This window comes from Chryseobacterium hagamense (assembly GCF_007991455.1).
GTDB classification, from domain to species: domain Bacteria; phylum Bacteroidota; class Bacteroidia; order Flavobacteriales; family Weeksellaceae; genus Chryseobacterium; species Chryseobacterium hagamense.
Genome location: NZ_BJYJ01000023.1, coordinates 1 through 26,526, shown reverse-complemented (window position 1 = coordinate 26,526; position 26,526 = coordinate 1). Strand labels below are relative to the sequence as shown.

The 26,526-nt window shown below is 43.5% G+C and carries 17 protein-coding genes; 6 read left to right on the top strand and 11 right to left on the bottom strand.

Annotation, left to right across the window (positions count from 1 at the left end; genetic code table 11):
* Nucleotides 1-9: 9 nt before the first annotated feature.
* The gene (locus tag CHA01nite_RS16080) at nucleotides 10-3,375 is read right to left on the bottom strand and encodes a methylmalonyl-CoA mutase family protein (protein WP_146943204.1); all 3,366 of its coding nucleotides are present in this window, start codon (nucleotides 3,373-3,375) and stop codon (nucleotides 10-12) included.
* Nucleotides 3,376-3,611: 236 nt separating this feature from the next.
* On the opposite strand from CHA01nite_RS16080, the gene CHA01nite_RS16075 reads away from it, so the two are divergent.
* The 6 genes from CHA01nite_RS16075 to CHA01nite_RS16050 all read left to right on the top strand — a co-directional run bounded on the left by CHA01nite_RS16075 (nucleotide 3,612) and on the right by CHA01nite_RS16050 (nucleotide 8,408).
* Entirely contained in the window at nucleotides 3,612-3,944 is a 333-nt protein-coding gene (locus CHA01nite_RS16075; protein WP_146943202.1) for a hypothetical protein, read from the top strand.
* 647 nt (nucleotides 3,945-4,591) lie between these two features.
* Nucleotides 4,592-5,047 carry a 50S ribosomal protein L13 gene (gene rplM / locus CHA01nite_RS16070; RefSeq protein ID WP_007843275.1) on the top strand — a complete coding sequence of 152 codons (456 nt, stop codon included), beginning with the start codon at nucleotides 4,592-4,594 and terminating at the stop codon, nucleotides 5,045-5,047.
* 7 nt (nucleotides 5,048-5,054) lie between these two features.
* Nucleotides 5,055-5,441 carry a 30S ribosomal protein S9 gene (rpsI, locus tag CHA01nite_RS16065; protein WP_034678948.1) on the top strand — a complete coding sequence of 129 codons (387 nt, stop codon included), beginning with the start codon at nucleotides 5,055-5,057 and terminating at the stop codon, nucleotides 5,439-5,441.
* 208 nt (nucleotides 5,442-5,649) lie between these two features.
* A complete protein-coding gene (gene rpsB / locus CHA01nite_RS16060) occupies nucleotides 5,650-6,411 on the top strand; it encodes a 30S ribosomal protein S2 (RefSeq protein WP_146943200.1) in 762 nt (253 codons plus the stop codon).
* A 334-nt stretch (nucleotides 6,412-6,745) separates the two neighbouring features.
* Complete coding sequence (locus CHA01nite_RS16055) at nucleotides 6,746-7,657, top strand: phosphatase PAP2 family protein (protein WP_228458436.1); 912 nt, start codon at nucleotides 6,746-6,748, stop codon at nucleotides 7,655-7,657.
* Between the two features lies 1 nt (nucleotide 7,658).
* Nucleotides 7,659-8,408 (top strand): phosphatase PAP2 family protein, encoded by a 750-nt coding sequence (locus CHA01nite_RS16050; RefSeq protein WP_146943198.1) that lies wholly within the window; start codon nucleotides 7,659-7,661, stop codon nucleotides 8,406-8,408.
* Between the two features lie 500 nt (nucleotides 8,409-8,908).
* Here CHA01nite_RS16050 and CHA01nite_RS16045 read toward each other — a convergent pair whose 3' ends face one another.
* From CHA01nite_RS16045 to CHA01nite_RS16000, 10 genes are all read right to left on the bottom strand, one after another.
* Entirely contained in the window at nucleotides 8,909-9,364 is a 456-nt protein-coding gene (locus tag CHA01nite_RS16045) for a DUF6759 domain-containing protein (protein ID WP_146943196.1), read from the bottom strand.
* A gap of 55 nt (nucleotides 9,365-9,419) precedes the next feature.
* Entirely contained in the window at nucleotides 9,420-10,046 is a 627-nt protein-coding gene (locus CHA01nite_RS16040; protein ID WP_146943194.1) for a DUF6759 domain-containing protein, read from the bottom strand.
* 160 nt (nucleotides 10,047-10,206) lie between these two features.
* Nucleotides 10,207-10,884 (bottom strand): tRNA (guanosine(46)-N7)-methyltransferase TrmB, encoded by a 678-nt coding sequence (gene trmB / locus CHA01nite_RS16035; protein WP_146943192.1) that lies wholly within the window; start codon nucleotides 10,882-10,884, stop codon nucleotides 10,207-10,209.
* Between the two features lie 82 nt (nucleotides 10,885-10,966).
* Nucleotides 10,967-11,749 carry a DUF6759 domain-containing protein gene (locus CHA01nite_RS16030; RefSeq protein WP_146943191.1) on the bottom strand — a complete coding sequence of 261 codons (783 nt, stop codon included), beginning with the start codon at nucleotides 11,747-11,749 and terminating at the stop codon, nucleotides 10,967-10,969.
* A gap of 210 nt (nucleotides 11,750-11,959) precedes the next feature.
* A complete protein-coding gene (locus CHA01nite_RS16025) occupies nucleotides 11,960-12,748 on the bottom strand; it encodes a hypothetical protein (protein ID WP_146943189.1) in 789 nt (262 codons plus the stop codon).
* Nucleotides 12,749-12,912: 164 nt separating this feature from the next.
* Nucleotides 12,913-16,314 (bottom strand): FIDD domain-containing protein, encoded by a 3,402-nt coding sequence (locus CHA01nite_RS16020; RefSeq protein ID WP_146943187.1) that lies wholly within the window; start codon nucleotides 16,312-16,314, stop codon nucleotides 12,913-12,915.
* A gap of 107 nt (nucleotides 16,315-16,421) precedes the next feature.
* Nucleotides 16,422-19,007: a T9SS type B sorting domain-containing protein gene (locus tag CHA01nite_RS16015; protein ID WP_170234750.1), complete on the bottom strand. Its 2,586-nt coding sequence runs from the start codon at nucleotides 19,005-19,007 to the stop codon at nucleotides 16,422-16,424.
* 367 nt (nucleotides 19,008-19,374) lie between these two features.
* The gene (locus tag CHA01nite_RS16010; protein ID WP_146943185.1) at nucleotides 19,375-22,221 is read right to left on the bottom strand and encodes a T9SS type B sorting domain-containing protein; all 2,847 of its coding nucleotides are present in this window, start codon (nucleotides 22,219-22,221) and stop codon (nucleotides 19,375-19,377) included.
* A 133-nt stretch (nucleotides 22,222-22,354) separates the two neighbouring features.
* On the bottom strand, nucleotides 22,355-25,462 hold the full coding sequence (locus tag CHA01nite_RS16005; protein ID WP_146943183.1) for an FIDD domain-containing protein: 3,108 nt from the start codon (nucleotides 25,460-25,462) through the stop codon (nucleotides 22,355-22,357).
* Between the two features lie 76 nt (nucleotides 25,463-25,538).
* Nucleotides 25,539-26,526 (bottom strand): T9SS type B sorting domain-containing protein (locus tag CHA01nite_RS16000; protein WP_146943181.1); only part of this gene is annotated, 988 nt, incomplete at its 5' end.

The following is a 26,526-nucleotide window of genomic DNA, read 5'->3' as shown; positions in this document are numbered from 1 at the left end:
GCACAGCCGTTACATATTTCTCCTGTACTTACCACCCACTTCAAACAGGGCGTTGGTAATCTGTCCCAGGGAGCAGTATTTCACGGCATCCATCATCACTTCGAATAAATTCTGCTGGTTGATGGCAGCGTGCTGAAGGGTTTTCAGGGCTTCTTCCGATTGGCCGGCGTTGGACTTCTGGAAGTTGTGGAGCATTTCGATCTGGGCCTGCTTTTCTTCTTCGGTGGAACGTATGACTTCACCCGGGCGGACCGTTGGCGAACCGTCTTTTCCTAAGAAAGTATTCACCCCGATGATCGGGTATTCGCCGGTGTGCTTCAGCCATTCGTAGTGCATGGATTCCTCCTGGATCTTGGAACGCTGATACATGGTTTCCATGGCTCCCAAAACACCGCCTCTTTCGGTAATCCGGTCAAATTCTGCATAAACGGCTTCTTCTACCAGATCCGTCAGTTCTTCGATGATAAAGGAACCCTGAAGCGGATTTTCATTTTTCGCCAGTCCTAATTCTTTATTGATGATCAGCTGAATAGCCATGGCTCTTCTTACGGACTGCTCGGTAGGAGTGGTAATGGCTTCGTCGTAAGCATTGGTGTGGAGGGAGTTACAGTTGTCGTAGATTGCGTACAACGCCTGTAAAGTCGTCCGAATATCGTTGAAATCAATTTCCTGTGCGTGCAGCGAACGTCCTGAAGTCTGGATGTGGTATTTCAGCATCTGGCTTCTTTCGTCGGCGCCGTATTTCAGTTTCATGGCTTTGGCCCAGATTCTTCTGGCCACCCGTCCGATCACCGAATATTCAGGATCGATCCCGTTGGAGAAGAAAAAGGAAAGGTTTGGAGCAAAATCATTGATGTCCATTCCTCTGGACAGGTAGTATTCCACATATGTGAATCCGTTGGCCAGGGTAAATGCCAGCTGGGACACCGGGTTGGCACCTGCTTCTGCAATGTGATAGCCGGAAATGGAAACCGAATAGAAGTTTCTTACTTTTTCTTTAATGAAATATTCCTGAACATCGCCCATCAGTCTTAAGGCAAATTCGGTAGAGAAGATACAGGTATTCTGTGCCTGATCTTCCTTCAGAATATCAGCCTGAACGGTTCCACGAACGGTAGCGATGGTTTTGGCTTTAATTTCGGCATAAGCTTCTGCAGGAATGACTTCATCTCCTGTGATTCCTAATAGCTTTAATCCCAAACCGTTATTGGAAGGCGGCAATTCGCCGTTGTATTTCGGCCTTTCCAATCCTTTGTCATCAAATTTTTCCTTAAGCTTAGCCTCAACCTTGGATTCAAGATTGTTTTCAATAATATATTTTTCAACGTTCTGATCGATGGCTGCATTCATAAAGAAAGCGAGAAGCATCGGTGCGGGACCGTTGATCGTCATGGAAACGGAAGTCAGCGCATTTACGAGATCAAACCCGGAATATAACTTTTTAGCATCATCCAAGGTGGCAATTGAAACCCCTGCATTCCCGATTTTACCATAGATGTCCGGCGGCAGGGCAGGATCCTGGCCGTAAAGGGTTACCGAGTCGAAAGCGGTAGACAGACGTTTAGCCGGCATTTCAGCAGATACGTAATGGAATCTCCGGTTGGTTCTTTCCGGGCCGCCTTCTCCGGCAAACATCCGGGTCGGGTCTTCACCGGTTCTTTTAAAAGGATAAATTCCTGCGGTGTACGGGAAGCCTCCCGGAAGGTTTTCCTGGCCTTTCCATTTAATCAGATCGCCCCAGTCGGTATATTTCGGCAAAGCGATTTTAGGAATTCTCAGATGCGATAACGATTCGGTGGAGGTTTCCACTTTAATTTCTTTTCCTCTTACGAAATAAGAGTAAAATTCTTCATGGAATGCCTTTTTAGTATCCTCCCAGCTATTCAGGAAGTCGATGTTCTCCTGCTGCAGCTCTTTTTCAGCCTTCTGGTATTCGGCATCCAAAGCTTCATTGGAAATAATCTTTTTAACGCCGTCAATATGATACATGGTTCTGGCCAGTGCCGCCTGTTTTTCCACATTGGCGTCGTACTGTCTGTTGTTTTCGACAATTTCAGAAAGGTAGCGTACTCTTTTCGGCGGGATGATCGTTACTTCGTCCGTAATTTCCTGCTCAACGAAAATCTGGAACTGGGGCGCTTTTTCACCCTGAGCCTGTCGAAGGGTTTCGTTGACTTTTTCTACAAGTCTGTTATACAGCTCAGTTGTTCCATGGTCATTGAACTGGGATGCTTTGGTAGCATACACCGGCATTTCGTCCAGCGGCTGTTCCCACAGCAGGTGGTTTCTCTGGAACTGTTTTCTTACCGCCTGAAGCGCATCCAGCGCACCGCGTTTATCGGATTTATTTAGAGCAACCAGGTCGGCGTAATCCAGCATATCGATTTTTTCCAGTTGGGTAGATGCTCCGTATTCCGGAGTCATCACATACATCGAAACATCTGCAAAATCGGAAACTTCCGATCCTGATTGTCCGATCCCTGAGGTTTCCAGGATAATAACATCAGGATGAGCAAGCTTCAGAACATTCAGGGCCGACTGGATGAACGGGGAAACGGAAACGTTGTTTTCCCGGGTGGCCATCGAACGCATATAAACCCTCGGATCGTTGATCGCGTTCATACGGATCCTGTCGCCCAATAGTGCTCCTCCCGTTTTCTTTTTAGAAGGATCGATGGAAATGATGGCAATTTTTTTATCGGTATTGGAACGCAGGAAACGTCTTACCAGTTCGTCGGTTAATGAAGATTTTCCCGCTCCGCCGGTTCCGGTAATCCCGATGATCGGGATATTCATGCCTTTTGATTTTTCATCGATGGCCTGTACCAGCTCAGGTTTTTCTTCGGAGAAGTTTTCCACCGCAGAAATAACTTTGGCTATGGTAGTAGGATTCTCGAAACTGATGGCATCAAGATCCTGGGCCGTCGTTTCTTTTCCGGTAGCAAAATCCGATCGCTGAACCAGATCATCGATCATTCCCTGGAGGCCAAGCTCACGGCCGTCGTCCGGAGAATAGATCCGGTCGATCCCGTAATCCATCAGTTCCTTGATTTCTTCCGGAAGGATTACCCCACCGCCGCCGCCGAAGATTTTGATCTGCGGGGAATTCTTTTCCCGCAAAAGGTCGTAGATGTATTTGAAATATTCGTTATGACCTCCCTGATAAGAGGTCAGGGCAATGGCATTGGCGTCTTCCTGAATGGCGGTATTTACCACTTCTTCAGCCGATTTATCGTGTCCGAGGTGAATCACTTCACATCCTGTTCCCTGGATTACGCGGCGCATGATATTGATCGCCGCATCGTGACCGTCGAACAACGACGCTGCCGTCACGATTCTTACTTTATTGCTTGGAGTATATTTTTGGGTTTCCATAAAAAATCTAGAAAATTTCTGAATTTCCAAATATAACAATAAAATAGAAACCTGTTGTTTAATAATAAAACATTGGCTGTGAGATCATTGATGTACCCCGATTAATTAACAAGCCCACCAGTAAACTAACATTTGTTAGAAACCGTTGATGTTCAGAGCGCAACAAATACGATTCCTGGCAGATGTTTCAAAATTTCAATTAAAAATTTCTACTTTTGCATCCAATAATCAAGGATATGAAAAAGGCATTGCTGTATTTTGCATTGGGAACGGTTTTAAGTTTTTTAATCAATTATCTTTTTTACAGTTCGGAAAACATTGGCCTGGATATTTTTTATGCGTTTGCTTTCGGGTTTGCCTGGGGCATAGCCTATTATCTGGATACCCCTGATTTTACACTGCCTCAGAAACTGGGATTGTCTTTTGTGGCCATGGGACTGCTGGTTCTTATCGGCAGCTTGATCTTTACCCTCGAACTGGCGATTCCGTCTATCCTTAAATTTTCTACGGTATTCGTGGCTTATTATCTTATTGCAAGCTTCAGGGCAAACAAGACGCTCCGCCGTTAATCTTTATTCAGATTTCTTATCACAACTTACTTAAAGGCCGGACTTTTTATATGAAAAGCCAATATTTAAATGTCTGGATTAAAATTCAGCATTCTTTATTTAATGTGATTTCGGATGTAGTTACATGATATTCAGTTAATTATTTAATTTAAAAATGAAAATGAGGCTGATTCAGTTAGGAGTTTGGAAACCATTCACCTTGGCGGAACAAATAAACGATTCACGGTTCTGACAGGACTTCATCCTATCCTGTATTAAGCCGTTCCTTCAGGATTTTAAAATAATATAAATCCGTCCCCCTGATTGAAAAAACTGAGGATGTTTATTCAGGATTTGATAAGAACCCTTCTGATAAAGCGATAACCTATTCAATTCAATAATCAATGTCTTTGGTCATGTGTCTGACAAGAGAAACTTCCGGCATCCCGCTTCGTGCTTCCTGCCTCTTAATCCAGATCATGAATCGGGTTTACGTTATTTACAATTTGTTCAGCCTTCCGATCCTAATGATCTTTTTTTCAATAATAAAGACCGGTTAAAAGGAAATGTGCTGGGATTAAATAAAATATGTTTTTGCGTTCCGGAAATAATTTGTACCTTTGCACACCCTTTTGGGGGAAATTATGTTTAATCTTTAACTAAAACGTGTGAATACATTAAGTTACAAAACTGTTTCAGCGAACAAAGCTACTGCTAATAAAGAATGGGTTGTGGTAGACGCTGAAGGACAGCCGTTAGGAAGACTAGCTTCTACGGTTGCAAAGATTTTGAGAGGTAAGCACAAAACGAATTACACACCTCACGTAGATTGTGGTGATAACGTAATCGTTTTGAACGCTGGGAAAGTTACGCTTTCCGGAAACAAGTGGAACGATAAGACGTACATCTGGCATACCGGTTATCCTGGTGGACAGAAGTCTATGACAGCTGCTGAACTTCAGAAAAAAGATTCTTTAAAAGTATTGGAAAAATCCGTAAAAGGAATGCTTCCGAAAAACAGATTAGGATCTGCCTTGTTGAAGAACCTTTATTTATATGAAGGAACTGAGCACAAGCACGAAGCTCAACAGCCGAAAACAATTAATGTTAACGAATTTAAATAATTAAATTATGTCTATAGTTCACAAAATCGGAAGAAGAAAAACTTCTGTAGCCAGAGTTTATGTAAAGCCAGGAACTGGTAACATTACAGTAAACGGTAAAGACGCTGCAACTTATTTCTCTACAGACGTGATGGTTTACAAATTGAACCAGCCGTTTATCCTTTCTGAAACTGTTGGTCAGTATGATGTTACCGTGAATGTTTTCGGTGGTGGGAATACAGGTCAGGCAGAAGCTATCAGATTAGGTATTTCAAGAGCTTTATGCGAAATCAATGCTGAGTTCAGACTGGCTTTGAAACCTGCAGGTTTACTTACGAGAGACGCAAGAATGGTGGAAAGAAAGAAGCCAGGCCAGAAAAAAGCAAGAAAGAGATTCCAATTCTCAAAACGTTAAAAAAGCGTATGGCTATTGGCTTATGGCGGATAGCTTTAGAAAAATTTTTAAAAAATTATTTTTTAACCCAAAGCTGGAAAGCCAGTTGCCAAAAGCAATCAGCCAACAGCAACTTTGCCCGTTACGTTTAGCATCCAAACGCTTCTCCCATCTAAAGAAGTTGTTGATTGTTTAAAAGACGGAAAGTAAACTAACAAAAACAGAAAACATGGCAAAAGCAAATGTAAAAGACCTTTTAGAGGCTGGCGTACACTTCGGTCACATGACCAGAAAGTGGAATCCAAATATGGCTCCATACATTTTTATGGAGAAAAACGGTATTCACATTGTAGACTTACATAAAACAGCTGTTAAATTGGATGAAGCGTGCAGCGCTTTGGAAAAATTAACTTCTGCAGGTAAAAAAGTTCTTTTCGTAGCAACTAAAAAGCAGGCGAAAGAAGTAGTGGCAAAACACGCTTCCGAACTGAATATGCCTTATATTACAGAAAGATGGCCTGGAGGGATGCTGACGAATTTCGTTACCATCAGAAAGGCTGTAAAGAAGATGAACTCTATCGACAAAATGAAAAAAGACGGTACGTTCGAAACTTTATCTAAAAAAGAAAGATTACAGGTAGACAGACAGAGAGCTAACCTTGAGAAAAACTTAGGTTCTATCTCAGACATGGTTCGTCTTCCTTCTGCAATCTTCGTTGTAGATATCATGAGAGAACATATCGCGGTAACGGAAGCTAAGAAATTAGGGATTCCTGTTTTCGGTATTGTTGATACCAACTCTGACCCAAGAAAAGTAGACTTCGTGATCCCAGGAAACGATGATGCTTCCAAATCTATCGATATGATCTTAAACATTGTTTCAGATTCTATCAAAGAAGGTCAGTCTCAGAGAAAAGCTGATAAAGAAAAATCCAAAGAAGAAGGAGAAGTAGTATCTGCTGATAAAGATGCTGATTTCGATGCTGAATAAGTAAAGATTTTCTTTAAAATAAAAAACCGCTGAATCTAGGATTCAGCGGTTTTTTATTTTTCTATTCAAAACGGATCATATTTCTTCCTATATATTTTAATCTTATTTTAAGAATTCTATAATATGCAGTTAGCAATGGCTTTTTATAAAATTATTATTTTTGCGGCAATACTAGACAGCTAAAGATTGAAAAAATATGGTCAATGGATCACGTTATATCTCAGGAATTCCGGGCCATTGCTATGCTCTGCGGTATTAAATAATTTACCTAAAAATGTTGAAAAAAATCAGTTTCTTCCTGTTACCCTTTACCATGCTGGTATCAGCACAAAATATGAAGACTTTACCACCTGATGATTCGTTAGGGTTTAAGACTTGTCATCTTCCGGATTATTCGGTAAGGATGTATAAAAAAACGAAAATCTTAGACTTCATTACTAAAGCTCCTAAAAATTTTGTAGAAAGCGGCAAAAATATGGTGGCCAAAGACCACGCTTATTATTTGGGTGGCGCAGTGGCTGCTACGGTTTTCCTTTTACCGGCAGATCAGAAGCTGACTGATAACACCCGGGAGCTTGCCCAACACTGGGGCATGGATAAGAATAACAATTACGAAACGGTAGCGAAAGTATTTAAACTGCCGAAAGATATCGGTTCCGGACTTTATCTGATAGGAAACGGATCCACCCTGGTACTGCTGGGAATAGGCTTCGGAACTTACGGGCTTATCAGAAACGATTACCGTGCACAGGCTACCGCCAGCGGTCTGATGGAAAGTCTCATTCTCTCCGGAGTATTCTCGCAGACGCTGAAAAGGATAACAGGCCGGGAAAGCCCCTTCGTTGCCATTGAAAACGGGAACTCCGGAGGAGACTGGAACTTCTTTCCCAGTTTTTCTGCTTTTGCCGGGCAGACACCGCACTACGACGCGATGCCTTCCGGACATTTAACCACTTTCATGGCCGGTATTACCGTAATTGCAGACAACTATCCTGAAGTAAAATGGATTAAGCCGGTAGGGTATACGCTTGCCTCTGCTCTATGTTTCCAGATGATGCAAAGCCAGGTCCATTGGGCATCAGATTACCCGATCGCGCTGGCATTGGGATATTTTATCGGAAAAACCATTTCAAAGAGCAGGTATACAAGCATTCAGAAGATTAGAGGGGCATGCGCCTACCGTATTCAGTTTACCGCTTCAAGCATGATGAATTATCATATAGCCGGAGTAAAAATTTCTTTTTAAAATGATCAGGTATTTTATCATTATCCTTCTTTTCTGTTCGATGTCCTTTCAGGCTCAGGATAGCTTATCGGTTGATATACCGTCAAAATCTGAAGAGAAAGAATATCCGTATCATAGATTTATTTTACCGGCAGGACTCATTACGGCCGGAGCTCTTTTAAAAATTCGTTCGCTGCAACGCAATCTCCAGAATAATTCTCAGAGAATGCTGCATAGAAATTTCAAAACAAAGGCTGATAATTATATTCAGTATGCACCTGCCATGTTGATATTTTCAGGAAATTCACTGGGATTCCAGTCTAAGAATACCTATCTGCAGATGGAAAAGAATACTTTATTAGCTTCAATAATTACCGGGGGTGCTATTTTTATCTGTAAAAGATCATTTAGGGATATAAGACCGGACGGTTCAGCGAGAAATTCCTTTCCTTCGGGGCACTCGGCCTTATCTTTTACAATGGCCGCTTTACAGTTCTCGGAATATAAAGACTCGAACATCTGGTATGCAGGCTCAGGCTTCGTTTTTGCCGGTGCTACCGCATTGATGAGGGTTGCCAATAACCGGCACTGGTGCGGTGATATTCTTGCAGGGGCAGGTTTGGGAATTACGGTGGCATTGATTGTCGATCAATGGAATCCTTTATCGAAACTGACTTTTCAAAGCCCTGATAAAAAAATTTCTTTTATCAGCTATCCGGTGATCGGGTCGAATAATACTTTCGGATTGTGTATTTCAATGAATATCAGGTAGCTGGTTATCAGGAAATGATTTATTCGACTTTGCTTTAAAATAATTTGAAAATTTCTGTGCGCTTTAATTGTAAAATAATCTGCCTGACGAATCAGGAATCAGATCTTCCAGTTTTGCAGTTTATGTTAATTAAAATAACGTGAATTCGACCGTACTGAAATTATATTCAGCCGTTTAATTAATTCAAAAATAAAATTTAAACTAATCCAGTCGGGATTTAAATGGAATTTCTCCTGGCAGAACAAATAAACAGTCGCACACCTGACAGGACTTCATCCTATCCTGTAGTAAGCCATTGTTTCGGAATTTTAAAAACAATATAAATCAGGCATTGAGGATTAAATAAGAACGCGCTTTGGTGGAATGAAAAAAATATTTGGTTTCAGGATCAGGGTTTAATCCTATCTTAACAAGATCTATTTCCCTTATCCTGCTTCCAGCCTATTAATCCAGATCTTTCTTCGGGTTCACGTTAGAATAAGTCTCATTAATTTTCTCTGTCAATCCGAAACCGCCGTCCGGTAGGGCTCCGATATGAATTTTGTTTTCTGGTATACTGAATGGCAGGCCATGCCCGAAAGGTTATAATTCTGGTTTTTCGGAACCATAACGGCCCCGATTTTACCCACCGCGATCGGGACTTTCTTGAAATAATTGGTTCCGCTGACGGTTAGCACCATATTGCATCGGGACTTGTTTTCCACAACGAGGGAGGTCTTGTCGGGATCGTCAGAACCGTTCAGAATAGCCGTCAGGACGGCAGCCGTTTCCGATTTATACGTTTTGCTCAGGGTCTGATATTCTGTTTCCGTCTGATTGGCAGGGGGCGTGCTGATAACGGTATTGGAAACAACCGGCGTTCTTTTTACCGGTGCAGCGGTTGTTCTATGATGCGTTGCTTCACAGCTGTTCAGAATAACAAAGGCCAGGGCCGGGAAATAAAAAAGACTTTTCATTGATACCGTATTTAGAATGTAAATGTAATCTTTTTACTTCTTTCGGGGAAAAGTTTTACTTCCCGGCGGATACCGGATTATTGATGGTCAGAAACAGGCTTTTCGTGATTTCTTTCTTTGAAGTATAGACCACATCACATACATTACTGGTCAGGGTGTAGCTCCCTTTGTTGATGACCATAAAATTTTCGTTTCTGGCCGGAACCGCTAAATTATAGAATTTTTTTCCCTGGATCCTCACAATCATGTTGCAGTCGGATTGGTTTCTGAACAGCAGGATGACCTCTTTGCTGCTGATATCTTCATTAAACATCGCATTGAGAAGCCGGACCGTCTTTTCAGAATGTTCTTTCGTTGTTGAGGCGATAAGCCGTTTAAATTCCTCAGCTTCTGCAGAATTGGAGTTTTTTAGGAGATGACCCGGTATTTCGGCAATCACCGGGCGGGCTTCCATAGGGTGAGCCGTTTTACTTCCTTTGGTCCATTCAAGATTTTTAAGGGCGATGAGTTTGGGTTTCAGCACACTTCTTCTGGGATCATCGGGATGGGAGGCCTGAAGGAAATGTTCTATTTCCGTAATATTTTTACTTTCGAGGATGTTCCGGAAATCATTTTCCACAGGATTGGTCTTACAGGAAAGAAGGCAGGAACCAATTAAAACAGTCAAGGTTATTTTTTTCATGGTAAGTGTATGTTTATATATGACGATAAGAGGGATGTAATATTACAGCCTTATTGTATCGGGTCAGGTTTAAATATAGTTTACCTAAAAATTACCGTGAACGTTGAAAGTCTTGTGTGTCTCGAAATAAGGGTGTTTTTCATCATAAGTTGTGTGTTTTTTAATTGATTTTAAATTTAATATAAGTTATCGTTTTTCCTTTTGCCGAAAAAAGTTCTTCGTAATAGGTGCGGATGTCTTTCAGGTGCGGTGTATCCGGATTGTATTCCACGGCGCCGTAAATATCGTGATGGGCGGTAAGGATTTCATACCCTGCCCCCTGCAGGTAACCCAGGGTGTAGCCATGCAGAAACTCGGAATCGGTTTTCAGATGGACGATCCCTCCGGGTTTCAGGAATTTTTTATACCGGTTCAGAAAATCCGGATGGGTCAGCCTGTGCTTGGTCCGTTTGTATTTGATTTGAGGATCCGGGAAGGTAATCCAGATTTCATCCACTTCATTTTCTCCAAAGAAATAATCCACAAGCTCAATCTGGGTTCTCAGAAAAGCCACGTTATCCATTCCGTTTTCTACTGCTTCTTTTGCCCCGAACCAGAACCGCGCTCCCTTGATATCAATGCCTATAAAATTCCTGTCTGTAAATGTTTTGGCAAGACCTACAGTATATTCTCCTTTTCCGCAGCCCAGTTCCAGAACGATCGGATTTTCATTCTTAAAAAAATCCGTTCTCCACTTTCCTTTAAGAGCAAAGCCGTTTAGAGCTTCTTCTCTTGTCGGTTGGATGACATTCGGCAATGTTTTATTTTCTGCAAATCTTGCTAATTTATTTTTACCCATGAGAAATTTATAAAATCCTGCAAAACTAATGAATTTTACACAAATACCCTTTTTAAGAGCTGAAAATTATAGTAGGAGGCCTTTATTTCTTCGACGAACTTCCCAAAGCAACCATCAGTGGTTTCTGGATGGTTTTCTGCGAGGCATACTGCGCACCGCAGACGATACTGGTGAAAAGGTAATCCCCTTTTTCAACAACTATCGAGTTGTCACCATGCGAAGGGACAGGAAGCCTGTACTTCGTGGTACCGATACCTTCTATGCGCACGATAATATTGCAGTCGGATTTATTTTCGATCATCACGATGCATTCCTTGGCATTCGGATCATTATCGAAAAGCGAATTTAATATTTTAACGGTTTTGTTCTTGTGCTCTGAAGGGTTTTCTGCCATGAGCATATTGAATTCAGCCGCTTCAGTATCCGGAATGGCAGCTGCCACAGTGGTCGTTGCAGCCGGAGCAATATAGACATTCTTCGGATTGCTTGGGGTGTAGACTACCGCCGTCCGCCCAACCTGCAGTTCTTTCTGATACTTGGCGATCTGTTTCTGCTTGATGATGGCGTTCATCTCATCAAAAGATATCTTTGTGGAAGGCCTTCTTTTAAGCATGGCCAGCCAGTCCTGCATCTGCTTTACTTTCAGGTCCCCCGGTTTGGCATTTTTGATGTATTCCTTCATCATGTCCATTACCCGAGGCTTTAATACGGATCTCCTGGGATCGTCCGGATGGGCATCCCTTAAAAAAGCATTGATTTCGTAGATGCTTTTGCTACGTAAAATGTCGCTGTAGTCCTTACCTTTAGACTGGGCTGAAAGATTGAGGAGCAGAAGGGTGCTGAAAAACAGAAGTAACTTTTTCATTCACTAATATTCAGGATTAAAAAAAGATCAATGCTAATTTCTCTTAATTGATTTTTTCAGGTTACTGGTGGCTAAATCGCAGCAGGCAGCACATCAGATGATGTGTTGGCTTAGATTTTTGCTAAAATAAACATTATTTGAATAAAACAAAAAATGTATACTGCGATTTAGCAATATACATTCTTTAATTTTATATAAATCCGGCAGTAATTATTTTACAACATCCTGAAGATGAGAATTTCTGAGTCGCCGCTGGTAAATCGGTAGATATTTTTCTATAGGGATTTTTATCGCTTCAAAATTTCCGGCCATTACATACGGCTCAATATTTTCTGAGGTATATACGAACTGAAGGAAATTATCGATCAGGTTGTCAGGAATTTTAAATCGGGTGAAATAATCTTTCCCCAGGTAGTTTTTGATTTGCGCAATGGAAGTATTCATCCTTTCGTAGGCGACATACCGCTGTTTTTTCTTCCGTTCCCCGGAAAGGATGTCATAGATGCTTTCCAGGCTGAATGTAAGTCCGCCGTCCCGCAGTCCGGCAACCGGCAGCTGGGGAGGCGTTCCGTCGCCTTTCGGTTCCGGCAGGCCGATTACTTTTTTTATGGCCAGTGCCTTATCTTCTTTCCGGATTGAGTTGATATCGTATCTCAGATTGCCCGTCGGTTTAAAACGGCTGATGATAACTTCCTGAATATCATGATAGGCAATTTTCAGTTCCACAAAATTTCTCTGTTCCATCATCTGCTGCGTCAGCCTGATGTCTTTCCGTTCCGTTACGATAGAAGTAAAGCGGATGATGTCTCCGGGACTGGCCGGAATGGAAAAATCACCGTTGTAATCACTGAGAACCGTTTTGAGAGTGGTAAGATTAGTGACATACATCTGGTTGAGATACAGTACGGAGTTGTCTTTCAGGAATACTTCGCCCGAGTAGGATTGTGCGTTAATTTTTGCCAGAAAAACCAACAGCAAGAGGGTAAATAGCTTATTCATATGATAGGGCAAAATTACACAGAAATTATACCAACTTATATCGGTCTGAGCACCCGAAACAGGTTAAAGTTATATTAAACTTTAATTCAAAATTGTTAATGAATGTTATAAGGGTTTTATTTGTTTAAATATTCCGGCCAGCAGATCAATTTTGTCTTTTGATATTAATAATTTTTCACAAGCAGCCAGCTTGTATATTTTACCGTGGTCGTTCCTCCGAATTCCGTCCAGCTAATGAAATACCAGTAGGTGGCGGTATTTACGGGACGTCCTGTGATTTTCCCGTCCCAGATGAATTTATTGGAAGGAGAACCTCTGAAAATCTCTGCGCCGTAACGGTCGAAAATCCTGAAAATAATATTCTCATTGTTCATCAGCGCAGAATAATCGATGGCATCATTATACCCGTCCAGGTTTGGGGTAATGGTATTGATGAGATTGATAATAACAAATGTCCTCGTCGCTTCTTCGCACCGGTTGGAATCACGGACGTGCATGGTATGGTTTCCCCGTGGCACGTTATAGAATACGTTGGAGCTTTGCCAGCTTGTGCCGTCCAGGGAATATTCATAAGGGGGTGTGCCGCCGGTGGCTCCGATGGTTACCGTGCTGCCGTTAATTTCAATCAGGGAGATGACCGGAAGGGTAGATTCGGTAACGTCTACCGTCTGCCGGTATGTACATCCGTCAAAAGTAAGATCTACATAATAGGCTCCGGAAGAAACATTGGAAATAGACTGGGTGGTCGCTCCCGTACTCCAGTGGTAGCTGTCGAATCCCGGTCCTGCATCAAGAACGGTCAGCGTATTGGGGCAGATGATTTTATTAACCAGAACCGGCGAATGTTTCGGAATCTTGACCGTGATGGTAATGGAGGCTACATTCGGGCAGACTCCCGGTTTCTCGAATCTTATGTAAACGGTGGTTGAGCCGCTCAGATTCATAGGATTTGTCATGACGGCCGTATTATTCTGTGCGTCAAGTAATGTCGGGTGAAAAGTTGCCGTTACCTGCGGATCCGTGGTAAACTGGTTGATGAAAGACTGCAGGTCGATCGATTTGGTTCCGTCCAGGTTATCGTCGCACATCGTCATGGCAAAACTTGTTTTCAGCAGCGGGATTTTAGCACCGATGATAAAAATAAGCGGTTTGATCACCGGCGGACATCCGTCCGGGGAGTCCACTCTGATGTAAATCGTGGTGGTTGTGGTATAAGACCAGCTGTTTGGTAACGTACTAGTACTTCCCAAATTAGCCTCCGCAAGGGTTGCATAATATCTTACATTGGTAAAATATGAAGGATTGCTTAAGACCAACGGAGTAATATCCGGTAACGTAACATTTACCACGCCATCCAGATTATCATCACAGAAAGTTCCCGTGTAATTGCTGAGTACGTTGGCAAAAGGATATAGATTAAGCGTAATCTGTGCAATCTCCTTACATCCGATATTATTTTTTACTACTGCATAAATGATGGTTCCATTGGCAGCGGTATAGGTTGCAGGCGTTGTAATTTCCGTTCCTGCCGTTTCGTTCTGGGCATTGAGCAGGGATGTATAATAGGTAGCGGTCACCGGTGAATTGGTAGTTACATTGGCCGTGGTTAAATTAAATACCCCTTGCCCCGAACCATTGTCGCACACCTTGAGGGTGGCGTTGTTTACCGTCAGGACCTGAATATTAATCGTTACCGTTACTGTTTCGCAATCGGGAAAATCAGCATTGTTTCCACAGAACGTATAGCTGAAGGTGTCTGTTCCTGTTGTACCTGGCGTGATAACGGCGTAGGTAATGACTCCTGTTGCAGGATTTACGGTTGCCGTTCCTAAGGTCGGAGCAGTAACGATGGCTACAGTTGATGGTACGGGTATCTGGGTAGAGGCTGTAAATGCCGGCGTAATGGTTTTTGGTTTGCACACGCCATAAGTGACATTGGTAAACCGGGTACAGTTTAACACTTTGAACTGTTCCGTGACCAGCGGCGCACAGCTCCCCATGGTCACGGAGCAGGTATAATAGCCTGGCTGGGTCGGGGTAATGGAAGAGCCGGTAGCCCCGGGAATCAAAACACCGCCCACATACCATTGGTAGGTATCGTAAATAATAGGGTCTACCGTAAGCACGATCCCCGGAATACAGGTTCCTCCGGATCTCAGGATGACCGGCTGTGTAGGAAATCCGGCAAAAAAACCGCCATAGCCTACCGCATCACTTCCGGCATTGATTCCGGCCATAATTGCTTTTGAAGAATTAACGGTAATCGTTCCGGTAACATTCGGGATGCCGTAGGTCACCCAGTTATTGGTTCCTGTCATGTCAAAAGGACCTGTCGTCGCCGGCGGAACCCCTCCGTTGACGGTAACTACAGCTCCTCTTTCAGTAATCAGATTCAGTTTGGTAGGAATATTTAAAATTCCGCTGGGATTTCCGTTGGAATAGACAAAGTTCTCATCGATAAGGCCAAGCTCATTAATCTGTTTCGGAAGATAACAGTTGAGGGCAGGAATAAAATTAAAACCACCCGTAGCTACTTCGTTCCCTGCAGTGCCGGCACCGGCAAGAACCTGATAAACATAGGCGTTTTTGGTAGTCCTGATGTACAGGTTATAATGCCCGTTCCCCTGAAGCTGATATTTGGTATCGGGAATCATAAAATATTGCCCGATATTTAAAACCGCAACGGGTGCAGTTTCATTATTGACACGGACTTCCGTATTGTTTTCGGTGGCAATAACCAGGGCACCTTCCATATTGGCTCCGATGCTTCCGTTACCTTTTACCAGGGCAAATTCATTTCCCAGTCTTTCTACGGGAACCGCCTGGTCCATCAGGATATCGGAACTTGAATCGAAGTTTCCTGCATATTGCCCGTTAAAGTTTCCGTTGGTAACACTTACATTTTTATCCGCTACAATCTTGGCCGCGATAAATCCGTCAGAATTTCCCGTATTGTTTCCGATTCCGTCAATAATATAGGATTGTCCTTTATTCAGCGTAAAAGTCATGGTTGGGGTGGTAATCCCGGTCGTTCCGTTTGAAAATTGTACCGTAGGTTTATATCCTGAGACGGTAACCGTAGTGTTGTCGTCCGTTGCCAGGATACTCGTCATAAAATTCAGGATCGAATTGTTTACGGTAATGGGCGCACTGGCTGCATAGAATATTTTTCCGGTAGCAGGAATCCCTTTGGAAGTGATGATTTCGGCATGGTTGTATACTGAAAACCGCAGGTTGGCATAAAAAGGGAACTCCGCTTTTACATAAATCCCTTTTGCGGTCGGCGTAAAAAGGTCGGTCTGCTGGGTAGTGATGATATAATCCCTGAGGATATCGACTTTCTGGGGATTTCCTTTACTGATAGTTACGGTCGTAATTAAGACATTGTTATTGTAAATGCTTACCGGAAACGGGGTCGTCCGGTTGGTGGAAAGATACAGCTTCTGATAAGGATTGGGATTTCCCGTGCGGTCTACCATTGGGGCAAACCAATGTTCCCTGTCCAATTGAGCAAAAGTAAAGGTGAAAAAGTAAAATACAAATAAAAGAGATAGAATTTTCTTCATTCAGGTTGCCTTTAACACAAAATTAATAATAAAAAGTATTATCGCGTTAAAAAATTAATAAAAAGCCACGATTTTAAAATCATGGCTTTCAGTATTTAATAAATGGCTTAATCGATATTTTTTACAAGAACCCAGCCGGAATATTTCATCCGGGTTTGCGCCTTATTCGGTTCGGTCCAGGTAATTTCATACCAGTACGTGGCAGTAGGCAGTTTCTTACCATACATGCTTCCGTCCCATTTGTAATTATTGAAGGCATCAGCCTGATGGATTTTGTTTCCGTACCGGTCGTAGATATTGAAAATCAGGTCTTTCTTATAAGCCAGTTCCGAGTAATCGATATAATCGTTCTTGCTGTCTTCGTTCGGAGTGATGGCATTCAGGAGATTAGGGACCGTTACCGTAACATCAATCGGCTCACAGTTGTAAAAATCTTTTACATATATTCTGTTTTCCCCTCTCGGAAGATGGTCGAAAATGTTTGAATCCTGCCATTGGATGCCATCCAGCGAGTACTTATACGCAGGAGTTCCGCCGGTTACCAGTACCGTTATGGTGTTGTTTTTAATATCAAGGCCTGTAATCACCGGCTGTACCGCAGGGATCACTTTTACAGGCTGGAGGGTATAGCATTCGCCTGATTTGAGGTTTACCCAATAGGTCCCGATACCGGCGCTGATGGTTTGGGTAGTTTCCCCTGTGCTCCAGTCGTAGCCGTCAAAGCCTGGCCCGGCATCCAGTACCGCTTTATTTTCGATACAGATAATTTTATCCGCCAATACGGTAGATTTTACGGGAGGAATCACGACCAGCGTAATTTCAGCAATGCTGTAACATCCGTTTGAATTCGTCACCTTCGCATAGACCTTGGTACCGGATGAAATGAAAGCGGATGCCGGCACAATAACGTTGGTTCCGTTGGTAAGATCGGTAAGGGTCGGGTAAAATGTTTTTATGACTCCTGTTGCGGTAGTAACAGGTGCTGTTTCAAGATTAAATAAAGCCATCGCAGGTTTTGCGGCAATATAGCAGGATCTCAGGGATACATTTTGTACCACAGGATTGGGATCAACGATCATGGTCATGGTTACCTGTTCGCAGCCTACACCCGTGGCAGGGTCGGCACAGAAATGATAAACCAGAACATCATTTCCTGCAAATCCGGCTGCAGGGGTGTATATGATATTTCCCGTTGCAGCATGGATAACTGCTGTCCCGTGAGCAGGCGGTGTATCTATCTGTAAAGTACCGGAAACAATAGCCACCGGATGATTGGTAAATTTCGGAATTATCGTTTTTTGAGCATCACAAACCACCATGCTCTTGACTACCTGTTCATAGCATGATTCTATCAGGAAAACAGGAGTTGTTGCAAAACATCCGCCCATTCCTACTTTGACGGTATAGTTTCCGGGAAGCATCGGCGTATAGGTATTGCTGTTGGCTCCGGTAATGGGAGCAGATCCCAGGAACCACTGATAAGATTCAAAACCATCTCCCACTTCCAGGGTAATTCCCGGCGTACAGTCACCGGTTTTGCTGATCACCGGAATCGAGGTAAATCCTGCGAAATAGCCTCCGTATCCTACCACACCGCTTCCTCCGGCAATTCCTGCCGTCACGGCTTTTGTAGAAAAGATTGATACATTTCCCGTTACTCCGGTAATGGAGTAGGATACCCAATCCGACGTACCTGTTACATCATAAGGTCCCTGTGCTGCCGTCGGGGTTACCGGTGCTCCTCCATTGATGCTGTACGTTACTGCAGCACCTTTTTCCGTTAAAATATTTAATTTAATCGTATTTGAGGTGTTAGGCGGAAGTTTTTCAATCATTCCGATCTCATCGATTTTTCTTGGCAGCAGGCAGTTGAGAGGCGGGATATAATTAAAACCGATGGTTGCGCTGGAAGTTGGCGTACCGGCAAGAAGCTGGTATACATAAGCATTTTTAGAAGTCCTGACGTACAGGTTGTGATGATCGTTCCCCTGGTTGATATAATTGGTATTGCTGATTTCATTTACCCGGTAATGTTGCCCTTCGTTAATGGTGGCAACAGGCACAGGATTAGCGTTTACGAAAATCTTCGTGTCATCTTCCGTAGCAACAATTAAGGCGTCTTCGGTAGCTGAAGCGATATTGCCGTATCCTTTTACCAGAACGAATTCTTTTCCGAGCCTTTCGGTAGGTACCGACTGATCCATCACAATATCCCCGTTTGTAAGAGGAGTACCGATATTATATTCACCGAGGAAATTCCCGTTGGTAATTGAGATGGGCTTGTCCGAAACGATCTTTGCACCGATAAAGCCTTTCAGGTTCCCCGGCTGGTTTCCCCGTCCTTCCACAATATACGATTGTCCTTTATTCAGGGTAATCGTCATTGTAGGCATGGCAGCTGCCGTAGTCCCGTTGGTAAAAACCACATTGTTGGCATATCCGGAAACTGTTACGGTGGTATTGTCCTGAGTGGCAAGAATCCCCGTTGTAAAGTTCATGAATGAGCTGGTGTTGGTAAGAGGAGCGACAACGGCATAAAACTTCGTACCGATTCCTGCCTTTCCTTTGGACGTCAGAATTTCTCCATGAGCAGGCACGATAAACCTGAATGTAGCAAAAAACGGCTTACTTCCTTTCAGATAAAGTCCCTTGGTACCTACACTGAAAAGGTCTGCCGAAACAGATCCGATCATGGTTGCTGCAGTAATGTCAAAAAGCTGCGGGCTGCCTTTGCTGATGGTAACGGTACCAATAACAATATTGTTGTTGTAAATATCTACCGCAAACGGTATCGTTGAATCCGTTGAAAGGTAGAGGGCTTGTTTCGCTGTGCCGGTAGAAAAATTAGCAGATGAGAAAGGAGCAAACCAGTGTTCGGTATCCCTTTATGCCGACAAATGAATGAAGGGCAAAATAAGAAAGAACAGGAAATAGAAATATCTTTTCATGGTCGGAAGATTAGTTTTAAACAAAAATAGATTTTTATTTCCAATTAAATGGGAAAAGAATAAAAAAAGCACGGTTTAAAAACCGTGCTTTTAATAATTTATGGAACTTGTCTTAATCTCTGTTTTTAACAACAATCCATCCCGAATATTTAACCGGGGTCTGTCTGCTGTTCGGCTCATTCCAGCCGAGGTCAAACCAGTAATTTCCGGTAGGTACTTTTTTTCCGCCTACACCACCGTCCCATTTGTATCCGTTGGCTTTATTTCCCTGATGCATTTTTGCACCGTACCGGTCGTAAATATTAAATACGAAATTCGGCTTGTGCGCTAACGCAGAATAATCCAGTGCATCATTCACGCCGTCCCCGTTGGGAGTAATGATATTGATGAGGTTCGGTACGGTAACTTCCACGTCAATAGGGTCGCAGTCATAAGCATCTTTCAGGTAGAATGTATGGTTGCCTCTGGGAACGTTGGCGAATACATTCGAGTCCTGCCAGTTGATGTTATCGATTGAATATTGGTAAGGTGCGGTTCCGCCGGCTGCATTTACCGTAACGGTATTGTTTGAAATATCGATACCGGAAATCACAGGCTGCTCCGAAGCATATACTTTTACCGTCTGCCTTGCGGTACAGTCTCCTGTTTTAAGATCTACCCAGTAGGTGCCCACCGTTACGTTATTAATACTCTGGCTGGTTGCCCCCGTACTCCATTTGTAAGTAGTAAATCCGGGACCCGCATCTAAAGTCGTGGTATCTTCCATACAGATGATCTTGTCTTCAAGAAGGCTCGAATATACCGGGGGAAGAACCACCAGGGTGATTTTTGCCACCCTGAAACATCCGTTGGCATTGCTTACCCGTACGAAAACGACTCCGTTAGGGGCGATGTAATTTGTGGGATCTGCAATCGGATTGGTTCCGTTCTGCGCATCGGTAAGCGACGGATAATATTTTTTAGTGGCGCCCGGCGTACTTGTTACGGGAGCAGTGGTTAAATTAAATAAGCCCTTTGCCGGGGTTGCCGTGATAAAACAGGACCTTAAAGTCGCGTCGTTTACATCCGGGCTGGCTGAAACGGTAAACGTCAGGGTAACCTGTTCACAGTCTGTAAATTCGGGATCATTTCCGCAGAATTTATAAACCAGGGTATCGTTCCCTACAAATCCGAAAGTCGGGGTATAGATAATAACCCCATTCGGATCGATCACTGCCGTGCCGTTTGCCGGTGGGGTAACAATCGTTACGGTACTCGGAACATAGGTCTGGGTAGAATTGGTAAACGAAGGAACGACACTCTGAAAACCTTCGCAGACCGTCAATGCTTTCGTGGTCTGATTAAGACAGGTAAATACTTTAAATACCGGAGTCACTACCGGGGCACAGGTTCCTACGACTACCCGTACCGTGTAGTTTCCTGACTGGGTTGGGGTGAAGGTATTGGAAGTGGCTCCCGGAATGGCAGTATTTCCCCTGAACCATTGGTACGAGTCAAATCCGTCATCCACTTCCAGTATCAGACCTGGAATACAGTCACCGGTCTGCTTAGCAATTACCGGGATCGACGAGAATCCTGCAAAATAGCCGCCGTATCCTACAACACCGCTACCTCCCGAAATACCGGCTGTAACGGCTTTTGTAGAAGTAATCGTCATATTTCCCGTCACATTAGGAACGGAGTACGAAACCCAGTTGTTGGTTCCCGTTACGTTGTAAGGGCCCTGGGCAGCGGGAGGCGCAGCTCCGTTTACCGTAACGGCAGCTCCTTTTTCGGTAAGGATATTAAGTTTTACGCTATTCGTAGTTGGCGGAAGGATGTTGATCATTCCGATTTCATCAATCTTTCTCGGCAAATAACAGTTCAGCGGCGGGATATAATTGAACCCGATGGTGGCATTGCTGTTGGCAACCCCGGCCAGCAGCTGGTAAACATATACATTCTTCGTGGTCTTGATGTACATGTTGTAATGGTTGTTTCCCTGGTTGATATAATTGGTATTGCTTACTTCATTTACCCGGTAGCTTTGCCCTTCATTAAGAACGGCAGCCGGGGTAGTTCCAGCATTAATATACACTTCCGTATTATCTTCCGTTGCAACAATCAGGGCATCTTCCATTCTTTTACTGATGTCCCCGTTTCCTTTTACCACTACGAATTCATTCCCGAGTCTGTCGGTAGGTACGGATTGGTCCATTACGGTATCCGATCCGTCAAAAGAACCCGTAAGCGCAAACTGCCCGTTGAAGTTTCCGTTGGTTACCGAGACCGGCTTGTTGGAAACGATTTTGGCACCAATGAATGCTTTTTTATTGGCTGCCGTATTTCCAACTCCTTCTATAATATAAGACTGTCCTTTATTTAAGGTAAAAGTAATGGTCGGATTGGTCACGCCTGTCCAGCCATTGGTAAATACGGTGTTCGGAGAATATCCTGAAACCGTTACGGTGGTGTTGTCTTCCGTTGCCAGAACGCCGGCCATAAAATTTAGGAGCGTAGAAGAGGCAGATCCGGAGGTAATATTCTCGATCGGAGATACCACGGCATAAAATTTTGTCCCGATTCCTGCTTTTCCTTTTGACGTAAGAATTTCTCCATGGCTGGTTACAGAAAAACGGAGCGTGGCATAATAAGGCCGTGTACCTTTCGTATATAAGCCTTTACTGATGGGGGTAAACAGGTCTGATTCTGCAGAAGTAATCATTGCGGACAGCGGAACTGTAAACGTCTGAGGGTTTCCTTTACTGACGGTTACCGTACCGATCACCGCATTGTTGCTGAATATCTGTATCGGAAACGGCGTTGTGGAATCCGTAGAAAAATAAAGTGCCTGCTGAGGGCTTAAGAGCACAGAGCTTCTGGCGGCCATTGGCGCAAACCAATGATCGGTGTCTCTCTGTGCGAAGACCGTATTGATTCCCAGGAGAATTAATACAAACGATAATAAAATTTTATTCATAAAATGGAATATGGATTTTTGCAAAAATAATAGAAAATTCTTTTAGACATTAAATTATTATTAAAAAATATATTAAGCCATAAAAAAACCACGATTGTAAAATCGTGGTCTGAGAATTCTTCCGTGAGGAACTTTAATTGATGTTTTTTACCAGAATCCATCCGGTGTATTTGATCGGCGTCTTTTCTTTATTCGGCTCATTCCAGTTGATGTGGAACCAGTAAGTGCCTGTGGAAATCTTCTTATCGAAATGTCTGCCGTCCCACTTGTAATTATTGAATTTATCACCGGTGAAAATTTTATTTCCGTACCGGTCATAGATGACAAAACTGAGATTCTCTTTGTAGGCCAGTTCGCTGTAATCGATATAGTCGTTTTTATTATCACCATTCGGCGTGATGGCATTGAGCAGATTCGGTACGGTAACTTCTACGGAAACCGGCGTACAATTGTAAGCATCTTTTACATAAAATAAATGCTGGCCTCTGGAAAGACCTGTGAATACATTGGAATCCTGCCAGTTTCCGGGTACATCCACGGCATATTGGTAAGGTGTTTTACCGCCTTTTACATGAACGGTGGCTGTGTTGTTGGAAATTTCAATCTCCGTAATCACCGGATCTTCTGCTTTTTTAACGCTTACCATCTGTTTTACGGAACATCCGTTATCTTTCAGGATCACCCAGTAGTTCCCTACGGCTACACCTGAAATGGATTGGGTCGTAGCTCCCGTGCTCCACTGGTAAGACTGGTAACCAGGCCCTGCATCAAGATTCGTTCTGGCATCGATACAAATGGTTTTATCTACGAGAACAGACGATCTTTTCGGAGGAATCACCACAAGATTTACTTTGGCAATTGCATAGCACCCGTTTGAATTATATACCCGGATATATACGGTTCCGTTTCCGGAAATATAAGTTAAATGTAAAGGGGCCAGGATTTCGTTGGTTGCATTGCTCGCATCCACAAAAGTAGGGTAATACTTTTTAGTGACCGGAGTCTGTGCCGAAACATTGGCTAAAGAAAGATTAAATGCCGCCTTCGTTTCATCCGTTTCAAGGAAACATTCGCTTATGGTCGCTTCGGTAACCACTGGGGTAGGCAGGAAATCCAGGGTGATTTTTGCATTCCCGGTACAGCCTTCATTGGTTGTTACTTTTACATAAACAAAGCCGGCCCCTGAAAAATAATTGTCAATATTTGTCGTAATTTCATTGGTTCCTGCATTCAGGTCAGCCAAGGTCGGATAAAATTTCTTCACTACAGGATTATAAGTGGTTACGCTAGCCGCTGTAAGATCAAAGAATCCTTTACCATTGTATTGGCAGGCTTTGATGGTGGTATCGGTCAGGATAAAAGGAACTACCGTCAGGTTTAGAGTAACGTGTTCGCAGTCTACAAATTCGGCTGCATTTCCGCAGAACTGGTAAATAATAGTATCGGGTCCCAGATATCCCGGGTTCGGAGTGTAGGTAATCTGTCCAGATCCATTGATGGTTGCCGTACCGTGAGTAGGCTGGGTAAGGATGGTAACGGTACTGGCTACCGGGGTCTGTGTTGTTGTAAATGAGAATGCAGGCGTAATGATTTTTGTGGCACAGGCATTAAGGCTGGCCGTTGTATTTCTTATGCAGCTGGTTACTTTATAAATCGGCGTCGTCACCGGAGGACAGGTTCCCATCGTCACCTTTACCGTATAATTTCCTGCAGCGGAAGGCGTATAGGTATTCTGTGTAGCCCCGGTAATGGCAACACCGTTCAGGAACCATTGATAGGTCTCATAACTGTCGTCTACTTCCAGTACGATTCCGGGAACGCATTCCCCTGTTTTTTTCGCAATAACCGGAATTGAAGAGAAGCCGGCAAAATACCCTCCGTATCCGGCAGTGCTGTACCCTCCGTTTATACCGGCAGTCACCGCTTTTGTTGAATTAATTGTAAGATTTCCCGAAGGATTCTCAATGGCATAAGTTACCCAGTTCGTATTTCCGGTTAATGGGTAAGGGCCCTGTGCGGCAGTTGGTACCGTAGCCGGCCCTCCATTCAGACTATAGGTTATGGTAGATCCCGCTTCTGTTAAGATATTTAATTTCAGACTTATTGTAGAACTGACACCGGGCATTTCGTTGATCTTCCCGATTTCATCAATTTTTCGCGGCAGGAAACAGTTCAACGGCGGAATGTAGTTGAAGCCGCAGGTTGCATTGTCGCCGTTGATAGCCACAAACTGATAAAGGTATGCATTTTTGGAAGTGGAAATATACATGTTGGAATGCGTTCCTGCTCCTGGTTGGGCAATATAATTGGATTCATCGATTCTATACCATTCTCCGGTATTCTTTGTTGCTATAGGCATGGTTCCGCCATTCACGAAAATCTGGGTATTGTCTTCCGTTGCAATGATGATGCCTCCTTCCATATTCTGGGTCGGGGCGGTGGATTTTGTTTTTACGATGGCAAAGGTATTTCCCAGTCTTTCTGTAGGAACGGATTGGTCGAGCACCGCATCGGATCCCCCCGAACTGCCCAGCCCGAAATTTCCGTTACAGCTCCCGTTGGTAAGCGTCACCGGTTTGTCGGAAACCACTTTGGCCCCGATAAATCCGCTTAGATTGGCATCTGTTGTGCCGGGTCCCGAGAAAATGAAAGATTGTCCTTTATTTAAAGTAAAGGAGTGGGAGTTTCCTGCCGGGGTACCGCCTGTAAATACCAGGCCGGAAGTGTTCCAGGATACTGTTACCAGGGTATTGTCTTCGGTAGCCATGATTCCTGCAGTAAAATTGTAATTGGCGGTGTAGGTTGATGAAGCAGGCGTATTCGGGCTGGCTGCAACAAAAAACGTTTTGCCGATGCCCGCTTTCCCTTTACTGGTGATAATTTCTCCGTGGGCAGACTGCCCCATCCGTAAGCTGCAGTAAAAGGGCTTGTCACCATTGAGGTATAATCCTTTGTTAATGACTTTAAAAGCATCGGTAGATGTTTTGGCTGCAATAATACTGTTGGCCACCGAATAAATCTGCGGGCTTCCCTTGCTTATCGTGACAGTGGTCAGCAATGCATTATTGTTATAAATTCTCACCTCAAAAGGCGTGACGGAATCGGTAGATAAATATAAAGCATTGCTATAATCCGTGACTGTATTATAGTAAGGTGCGATCCAGTGTTCCGTATCCCTTTGGGCAAAAAAGGTATTAAAACCGAGAAGGAATAATACGAAAGATAATAGAAATCTTTTCATGTACAATGATTTAGGATTTCTACAAATTTAGATAATTATCCAGTACCGTTAATAAAATGTTAATAAAAATTTAAATTTATTCGCGATTTTTAACCAGAATCCATCCGGAATATGAAACCGGCAATTGGGTATCCGGCTCGGTCCATCGTAATAAATACCAGTAAGTTCCTGTTGGTATCGGTGCCCCGTTTATTTTTCCGTCCCAGGTATAATTTTTACCGGAAGATCTGTGAACAACCGCTCCGTAACGATCGACGATCTCAATAGAAACATCCTGTTTGATCCTCAGGTCAGAATAATTCAGGACATCATTGTGCCCGTCACCATTCGGTGTGATGGCATTGATAAGGTTCAGCACCAGAAACTCAGATGTTACCGGAGAACATCTGTCTACGCTGGTTACATACACGGTATGGATGCCTCTTGAAAGTCCGGTAAAGATATTGGAGGACTGATAGTCGATCCCGTTTAATGAATATCTGTAAGGCGGGGTACCTCCCGATACGGATATGGTGGCGTTGGAACCTGAAACTTCGATTTTTGTAATTTTCGGCGAAGGCGCTGTAGTAACGTTTACCGATTGGCGGTATACACAACCGTTAAATCCAAGGTCTACATAATAGCTTCCGGCCCCGACGGTTACGGATTGGGTGGTAGCTCCCGTACTCCATAGATAGGAGGTAAAGCCCGGGCCGGCATCCAGCGTAGTGTTGTCATCAGGGCAGACTACCTTATCAGCCAGTACGGTAGATTTTTTCGGTGCCTTTAAGGTAATGGTTAAAATGCCGGTATTCGGGCAGGCCGATGTGCTTGTAAATCTTATATAAAAGGTTTGGGTAGCGGTGATGGTCTGAACGGAAGCAATTGCATTGGTATTCGCCTGTGCATTGGCCAGCGTGCTGTAAAAAGTGAGGCTTACTCCGGGATCGGCAGTGAACAGGTTTTTATAATTATTCAGGTTGGCACTTTCCGAACCGTTGACATCGCTGTCACAGATTTCAGCATTGGCATTTCCTGAAGCCAGCGTAATCCGGTTGCCGATCTGAAAATTAATCTGTCCGTAA